The 6,825-nt window shown below is 66.8% G+C and carries 9 protein-coding genes; 5 read left to right on the top strand and 4 right to left on the bottom strand.

What is annotated here, in order from left to right:
- Positions 1 to 126, top strand: a 126-nt coding sequence (locus tag HPC46_RS28160; RefSeq protein ID WP_179471683.1) for an MspA family porin, incomplete at its 5' end; no start/stop codon positions are given.
- A gap of 66 nt (positions 127 to 192) precedes the next feature.
- On the opposite strand, the gene mscL is transcribed toward HPC46_RS28160, so the two are convergent.
- The gene (mscL, locus tag HPC46_RS28155; protein WP_179475456.1) at positions 193 to 648 is read right to left on the bottom strand and encodes a large-conductance mechanosensitive channel protein MscL; all 456 of its coding nucleotides are present in this window, start codon (positions 646 to 648) and stop codon (positions 193 to 195) included.
- A 104-nt stretch (positions 649 to 752) separates the two neighbouring features.
- On the bottom strand, positions 753 to 1,406 hold the full coding sequence (locus tag HPC46_RS28150; protein WP_179475455.1) for an SAF domain-containing protein: 654 nt from the start codon (positions 1,404 to 1,406) through the stop codon (positions 753 to 755).
- Positions 1,407 to 1,577: 171 nt separating this feature from the next.
- On the opposite strand from HPC46_RS28150, the gene HPC46_RS28145 reads away from it, so the two are divergent.
- On the top strand, positions 1,578 to 2,732 hold the full coding sequence (locus HPC46_RS28145; RefSeq protein ID WP_179475454.1) for a sensor domain-containing phosphodiesterase: 1,155 nt from the start codon (positions 1,578 to 1,580) through the stop codon (positions 2,730 to 2,732).
- On the opposite strand, the gene HPC46_RS28140 is transcribed toward HPC46_RS28145, so the two are convergent.
- The gene (locus HPC46_RS28140; RefSeq protein WP_005139797.1) at positions 2,729 to 3,043 is read right to left on the bottom strand and encodes an FmdB family zinc ribbon protein; all 315 of its coding nucleotides are present in this window, start codon (positions 3,041 to 3,043) and stop codon (positions 2,729 to 2,731) included. The genes HPC46_RS28145 and HPC46_RS28140 overlap by 4 nt on opposite strands.
- Before the next feature lie 167 nt (positions 3,044 to 3,210).
- The gene (locus HPC46_RS28135) at positions 3,211 to 3,816 is read right to left on the bottom strand and encodes a 5-formyltetrahydrofolate cyclo-ligase (protein WP_179475453.1); all 606 of its coding nucleotides are present in this window, start codon (positions 3,814 to 3,816) and stop codon (positions 3,211 to 3,213) included.
- Between the two features lie 63 nt (positions 3,817 to 3,879).
- Here HPC46_RS28135 and HPC46_RS28130 point away from each other — a divergent pair, with 63 nt between their 5' ends.
- The 3 genes from HPC46_RS28130 to HPC46_RS28120 are packed head-to-tail and all read left to right on the top strand — an operon-like array spanning position 3,880 to position 6,772.
- Entirely contained in the window at positions 3,880 to 4,800 is a 921-nt protein-coding gene (locus HPC46_RS28130; protein ID WP_005139803.1) for a UTP--glucose-1-phosphate uridylyltransferase, read from the top strand.
- Between the two features lie 48 nt (positions 4,801 to 4,848).
- Positions 4,849 to 6,105 carry a molybdotransferase-like divisome protein Glp gene (glp, locus tag HPC46_RS28125; RefSeq protein WP_005139804.1) on the top strand — a complete coding sequence of 419 codons (1,257 nt, stop codon included), beginning with the start codon at positions 4,849 to 4,851 and terminating at the stop codon, positions 6,103 to 6,105.
- A 13-nt stretch (positions 6,106 to 6,118) separates the two neighbouring features.
- Entirely contained in the window at positions 6,119 to 6,772 is a 654-nt protein-coding gene (locus HPC46_RS28120; RefSeq protein ID WP_179475452.1) for a GNAT family N-acetyltransferase, read from the top strand.
- Positions 6,773 to 6,825: the final 53 nt, after the last annotated feature.

Below are 6,825 nucleotides of genomic sequence, written 5' to 3'. Positions count from 1 at the left end.
GTGGCCAACGCCCACGGCACCGTCACCGGTGCCGCCGGCGGTGTGCTCCTGCGCCCCTTCGCCCGGCTCATCTCCAAGGCCGGTGACAGCGTCACCACCTACGGCGAACCCTGGAACATGAACTGACTCCCTGAAAAGTCGACAAAATGGCCCCCGGCGCGAGCCGGGGGCCATTTTGTTGTCGTGCGGTCCTCAGTCTCGGTCGGCGCTCGTCGTCGCGGCCGTATCGGGGCTCGGGCCGGTCCCCGGGCCAGTGACCTTCTTTGGCGTTCCACTGGCGTCGGCCAGAAGATCGCGAATCTCGGTGAGCAAGCTCAGTTCGGTGTCGCCGGCCTGCTCGACCTCGCCCTTCTTGCGAAGGCGGTTGTAGGGCACGACCACGAAGAAATACACCACGGCCGCCACGAGAACGAAGTTGATCACCGCCGACAGCAGGATGTTCAAGTCGATGGCCTGCCCGCCGCCGATCCCGATCCGCAGAATGCCGTACTCGGTGTTCTTGCCCGCTCCGATGCGCTCGATCAGCGGCTGGATGATGCTTTCAGTGAACTTGGTGACCAAGGCGGTGAACGCGGTACCGATCACCACCGCGACCGACAGGTCGACGATGTTGCCGCGGGAGAGAAACTCCTTGAACCCTTTCAACACGATATTGCCCCTTTCGCTTTGGCCTCTTGGGATAAAAACCGTGGCCCCGAGAATTCGAAGGGTAGTACGGGTCGAGCAGGTCAGCCGCCGACCTCCTGGCCGGCTCAGTGGATCGTCAAGGTGACGGTCTGTACCAGAGTGGCCGCCGCCAGGGAGTGCGCGGCTGTGGCCGGTAGGGCGATCAGCACGACCCGGTCATCGCCCGCGCCTGCTGCCTTCTGCTTCGGTGACACCAGCACGACGACGGCATCGGAGGCCACCAGGGTCGGCTGGGCGTCGGTGTGCGCGTCCGCTGCGCCCATGACGTCGACCACGTCACCGGGCCGGATCAGGTCGAGCACCGCCGCGTCGGCCAGATGAAGCGGCACCACCCGTGCGTCGGGCCCTGCGCTGAGACCGGCCAGGCGCGAGCCGAGCACCCGGGCGTCGGTGAGCACCTCACCCCGCCGGGCCGGGCCGGCCAGGGTGGCGCCGACGACGGCGTCGAGCACGGTCTGGGCGCCGTCGGGAATCGTTGTGGCAGAGCGCTTTTCCATTCTGACGTCATCGACGGACAACGCCGCGCCGGGGCCGAGATCATGGGCCGCGACCACCACCTCGATCAGTCGGTCGCCCGGGTCCGGCCGCAAGGCGGCGACAGCGGCGAGAATGACCAGCCCGCCCGCCGCGACACGGCGCGCCAGCACTGTCCGGGTGAAGTCGGGTCGCACCAGCTGCCGAATTCGGGTTGTCAGCGTCGGACCGAGGGACTCACCCATGCGGTCACCGTAGGCGGGCGGCTCGTGTCAGGCATTCGCCACGCACTCCGGCCTGTTGATAACGGGGCTGCGTACGCCACGTTTTGGCTTTTCGGCTGTTCTAGAATGGCTTTGCCTGTACGTTGCCTAACAAGAGTTACGGCGCCTGGGCGGGTGAGAAGGAGGCGCAGCTTGAACGCTGATCAGCTTCTCGCACGCAACCTCTTGTCCGCGCTGGCCAGTGGCGGGATCGAGCCGTACTTTCAGCCGATCGTGTCGCTGGATGACGGCCGTATTCTCGGATTCGAAGTGCTGGCCCGGTGGAACGATCCCGCGCAAGGCTCTATCGCCCCGGACCGATTCATCCCCGTTGCCGATCGCTTCGGGCTGCTGGATCGGCTGCTCGACCAACTGATGCGTACGTCGTTCAAGGCCGCCGCGGATTGGCCGCACCACCTGTTCCTCGGGTTCAACGTCTCGCCCACGCAGTTGCGCAACTCGGAGCTGGCGACCCGGATCGCCAGGGCGGCAGTCGACTCGTCATTTCCCTTGAGCCGCGTGCACATTGAGGTCACGGAGTCGGGTTTCATCGAAGATCTGAATCAGCCGCGGCGGACGCTCGACCGGCTGATCAACCTCGGCTGCATGATCGCGATGGACGACTTCGGCACCGGCTACTCGAGCCTGACGTGGCTGAGCTCCATGCCGTTCTCCAAGCTCAAGATCGACGCCAGCTTCGTCATGGCGATGCACGAACATCGTCAGAGTCGCAAGATCGTTGCCGCGGTGGTGGGGCTGGGCCACAGCCTGGGGCTGGCCGTCGTGGCAGAAGGAGTCGAGACCACTCAGCAGGCGGACTTACTCCGGGGCATGGGATGCAAGCTGGCTCAGGGCTATCTGTTCGGTCGGCCGACGCCGGCGAGCAACGTTCCCCGGATCCTGTCCGCCCGTGTCGTGTCCGACTGCAACTCGGAATCGGCGGTCCCGGTGTCCCTGGAACTGCGGGCGCACCAATGCTCCGAAACGTGCGAGTCGGATGCCGCGATCGCGTTCATGGACCCGGCCGGCACGGTCGTCGCCTCGAGTACGGCCTTTGACCGGACGATGGACGTCAACAGGGGAGAAGCGGCCGGGCGGCACATCTGGGATCTGATCGGAGTCACGCCGGAAACCTTCGCCGAATTGCGGGCCACGGACCTTCTCAACGAGCAGTTCCCGCCCATCGAAGAGACGACTGCGGGTGGCTCGCTGGCGCGCATCATGATCCGTCCGGTCAAGGACGAGAGCAGCGAATTGCTCGGCTATTCAGTCGAATTCGCCCAGCCGACGAGCCCCAAGGCTTCCTAGCTGGAGGCCGCAGCGGCCGGTGCCGAGGTGCTCGACGAACTCGAGCTCGACGAGCTGGCCGACGAGTCGGTGGAACTCGAGGACTTTTCCGAACTCGACGAGGAAGGTGAATCCGACTTGGTGTTCTTCGACGAATCACGGCTGTCGGTCCGGTAGAAGCCACTGCCCTTGAACACCACGCCAACCGAGTTGAACAGCTTGCGCAGCCGGCCCGTGCACTGCGGGCAGCTGGTCAGCGCATCGTCAGTGAAGGCCTGCACGGCGTCGAAGCGGTTATCGCACTCGGTGCACGCGTAGCTGTAGGTCGGCACATGAACCTCCGGGACGAAACTTGGACTTTTAGCACTCTATCGTGTCAAGTGCTAGAACCGCTATGTGGCACGTATCATTCCCGCCAATACCGCGCGGGGTGGTGCGACCAAATGCCGCAAAAAGTGTTTCGAGGGGGGCAACTCGGGTGCATGGTAGGCCGATGGCCTCACAACGTGTCGGCCAGCGCGAACAGGCCATGTTTGGGGGTAAGGGCATGGGTCATTCGAATGTCATGTGGCTCACTGGGCAGCTCGTCGAGGACTTCCTCGTCGCGGACCACCGCGACGAGGGTGGCCCCGGGCCGGCACAGCACCAACGAGCGGTCGTAGAACCCGCCACCGCGCCCGAGTCGAACCCCTGTGCGGTCGACGGCCAGCGCAGGGACCAGCACCACGTCCGCCTCGGACACCGTCGTCTCTGGCAACCACGGCGCGGCGGGCTCGAACAGACCGAACCGGGCCGCAACCAGTGCGCCGGGAACGTAGACACCCCACAGGAGCGCCAGCGGCTCACCGTCGGCACCCGAACGGGTCACCGGCAACAGCACCCGGGAACACAGCTCGTGCAGCCGGTCGACCATCTGCGGCGAACCAGGCTCGGCGCCCACCGGGAGGTAGGCGCAGACGGTGTCGGCTCGGCTCACGAACTGCCCGAGGTGCTCGGTGAGCGCCAGCACTTCGGCGGCCCGGACGTCGTCGGGAACCGCGCGGCGCGCCGCCAACAGGGCTTTCCTGTGTTGGGCTTTCGTACCGGCGAGCACGCCGTCCACCATGTCAGCGCGCGTGTCGATTGCGCCAGAGTGAGGGGCCATCATGATGCCGATAGGGTGTGAACGATGAGGCCGCCAGAGGTCCCGATCCCGCGTACAGCGATCGTCCCCGCGGCCGGGTTGGGTACGCGATTCCTGCCCGTGACCAAGACCGTGCCCAAGGAGCTGCTGCCGGTCGTGGACACGCCCGGTATCGAGCTGGTCGCTGAGGAAGCCGCCGAGGCCGGCGCCGAGCGCTTGGTGATCGTGACGTCCGAGGGCAAAGACAGCGTGGTCGCTCACTTCGTCGAGGACCTGGTGCTCGAGGGCACGCTGGAGGCTCGCGGCAAGAAGGCGATGCTGGAGAAGGTGCGCCGCGCCCCGGCCCTGATCAAGGTCGAGTCCGTGGTGCAGCACGAGCCGCTGGGCCTGGGTCACGCCGTCGGGTGCGTGGAAGCGGTGCTGTCCCCAGACGAGGACGCGGTGTCTGTCCTGCTGCCCGACGATCTGGTGCTGCCCACCGGCGTGCTGGAGACGATGGCGAAGGTCCGGGCCAAACGCGGTGGCACGGTGTTGTGCGCCATCGAGGTGAGCGACGAGGAGATCAGCGCCTACGGCGTTTTCGACGTCGAGCCGGTGCCGGACGCGGCCAACCCGAACGTGCTCAAAGTCAAGGGCATGGTGGAAAAGCCGAAGGTGGAGGACGCGCCGTCACGGTTCGCCGCGGCCGGTCGCTACATCCTCGACCGGGCGATCTTCGATGCCCTGCGCCGGGTTGACCGCGGTGTCGGCGGCGAGATCCAGCTGACCGACGCGATCGAGTTGCTGATCAAGGAAGGCCATCCGGTTCACGTCGTCGTGCATCGCGGCTCTCGACACGACTTGGGAAATCCCGGCGGCTACCTGAAGGCTGCGGTTGACTTTGCGTTGGATCGTGACGACTATGGCCCGGATTTGCGGGCGTGGTTGGTGGCGCGCCTAGGCCTGGCCGGCAAGACCGAACAGTAGAAGCTGCGCCGGGCCCGCGCGACGGGTTCCGAGGCAGAAAGGCGCGCGGTGCGTTCGGTAGAGGAACAGCAAGCCAGGGTGGCGGCCGCCGCGGTGGCGCCACGACCGGTTCGGGTGCCGATCGCCGAGGCACAGGGTCTGATGTGTGCCGAGGAAGTGATCACCGAACATCCACTGCCCGGTTTCGACCAGGCGGCCATCGACGGCTATGCCGTTCGGAGCGTGGATGTTCAGGGCATCGGTGCCGACGCCGACGACGAGCAGGGCGACGGTGAGATCAGCCTGCCGGTGATGGGCGTGATCGAAGCGGGCACACGGACCCCGAGCCGGCTGCAGCCCAAACAAGCGGCCCGGGTGCAGACCGGCGCGCCGATGCCGACGCTGGCCGATGCGGTGCTTCCGCTGCGCTGGACCGATGGGGGTCAGGCGCGGGTGCGGGTACTGCGCGGGGTGCGGTCGGGGGCCTATGTCCGCCGGGCCGGTGACGATGTCCAGCCGGGCGACGTCGCGGTGCGGGCAGGCGCGATCATCGGTGCTGCGCAGGTCGGACTGTTGGCCGCGGTCGGTCGCGAGCGGGTGTTGGTGCATCCGCGCCCGCGGGTGACCGTGCTCAGTGTGGGCGGCGAACTCGTCGATATCTCTCGCACGCCCGGCAACGGCCAGGTCTACGACGTGAATTCGTATGCGATCGCTGCCGCCGCGCGGGACGCGGGCGCCGAAGTGAGTCGGCTGGGCATCGTCAGCACCGATCCCAAGGAACTGCGTGAGGTGGTCGAGGGTCAGCTCAACCGCGCCGAGCTGGTGGTGATCGCCGGCGCTGTCGGCGGTGCGGCCGCCGAGAGCGTGCGCACGGTGCTGTCCAAGCTCGGCGAGATGGAGGTCAGCCGCATCGCGATGCATCCGGGATCGGTCCAGGGTTTCGGCCAGTTGGGCCGCGAGGGAGTGCCGACCTTCCTGCTGCCTGCCAATCCGGTCAGTGCGCTGGTGGTGTTCGAGGTGATGGTTCGCCCGTTGATCCGGCTGTCGTTGGGCAAACGGCAGCCGATGCGGCGTGTCGTGCAGGCCCGGGCGTTGTCGCCGATTTCGTCGGTGCCGGGACGCAAGGGATTCTTGCGCGGCCAGCTGATGCGCGACCAGGACACCGGCGAATATCTCGTCCAGGCGCTCGGTGGTGCGCCCGGCGCCTCGTCGCATCTCTTGGCGACGCTGGCCGAGGCCAATTGCTTGGTGGTGGTGCCCACCGAGGTTGATCAGGTGCGGACCGGCGAGCTCGTCGACGTCGCCTTCCTTGCGCAGCGCGGCTGAACCGCGGAGCACTGTGAATCTGTGGCGTAACAGTTCTCTGCATCCGGGATGGCCCGCCGCGGTCGGTCCACTCCGGGTCGGCGCCGGTGTCGTCCGGTTGCGTCCGGTGCGCATGCGCGACGCGGCGTTATGGAGCCGCATCCGAATGGCCGATCGTCGTCATCTCGAACCGTGGGAGCCGACGGCAGAGGTGGATTGGGCTGTGCGGCATGCGGTTTCGTCATGGCCGGCGGTGTGTTCCGGGCTTCGCGCGGAGGCGCGCAAAGGCCGGATGCTGCCGTACGCGATCGAACTTGACGGGCAGTTCTGTGGTCAGCTCACGATCGGCAACGTGACGCACGGGGCGCTGCGCTCGGCCTGGATCGGCTATTGGGTGTCCAGTGCCGTGACCGGGGCCGGGGTGGCGACCGGTGCGCTGGCCCTGGGCCTCGACCACTGTTTCGGCCCGGTCACTCTGCATCGCGTGGAGGCGACGGTGCGTCCGGAGAATGCGGCCAGTCGCGCGGTGCTGGCCAAGGTCGGCTTCCGCGAGGAAGGCCTGCTGGAGAGGTACCTCGACGTCGACGGTGCGTGGCGCGACCACCTGTTGGTCGCGATGACTGTGGAGGAAATCGAGGGGTCCGTTTCCGGCCGGCTGGTGCACCGCGGGTTGGCTCAGTGGACCTGATTGCCACGTTGAGTTGTTACTAATGTGACATTTGGGGCTGTTGGTGCTTGTCA

The organism is Mycolicibacterium vinylchloridicum, from assembly GCF_013404075.1.
Lineage (GTDB): Bacteria > Actinomycetota > Actinomycetes > Mycobacteriales > Mycobacteriaceae > Mycobacterium > Mycobacterium vinylchloridicum.
Note: the sequence above shows the minus strand (reverse complement) of the source record. Positions and strands in the feature narration are given on the sequence as shown.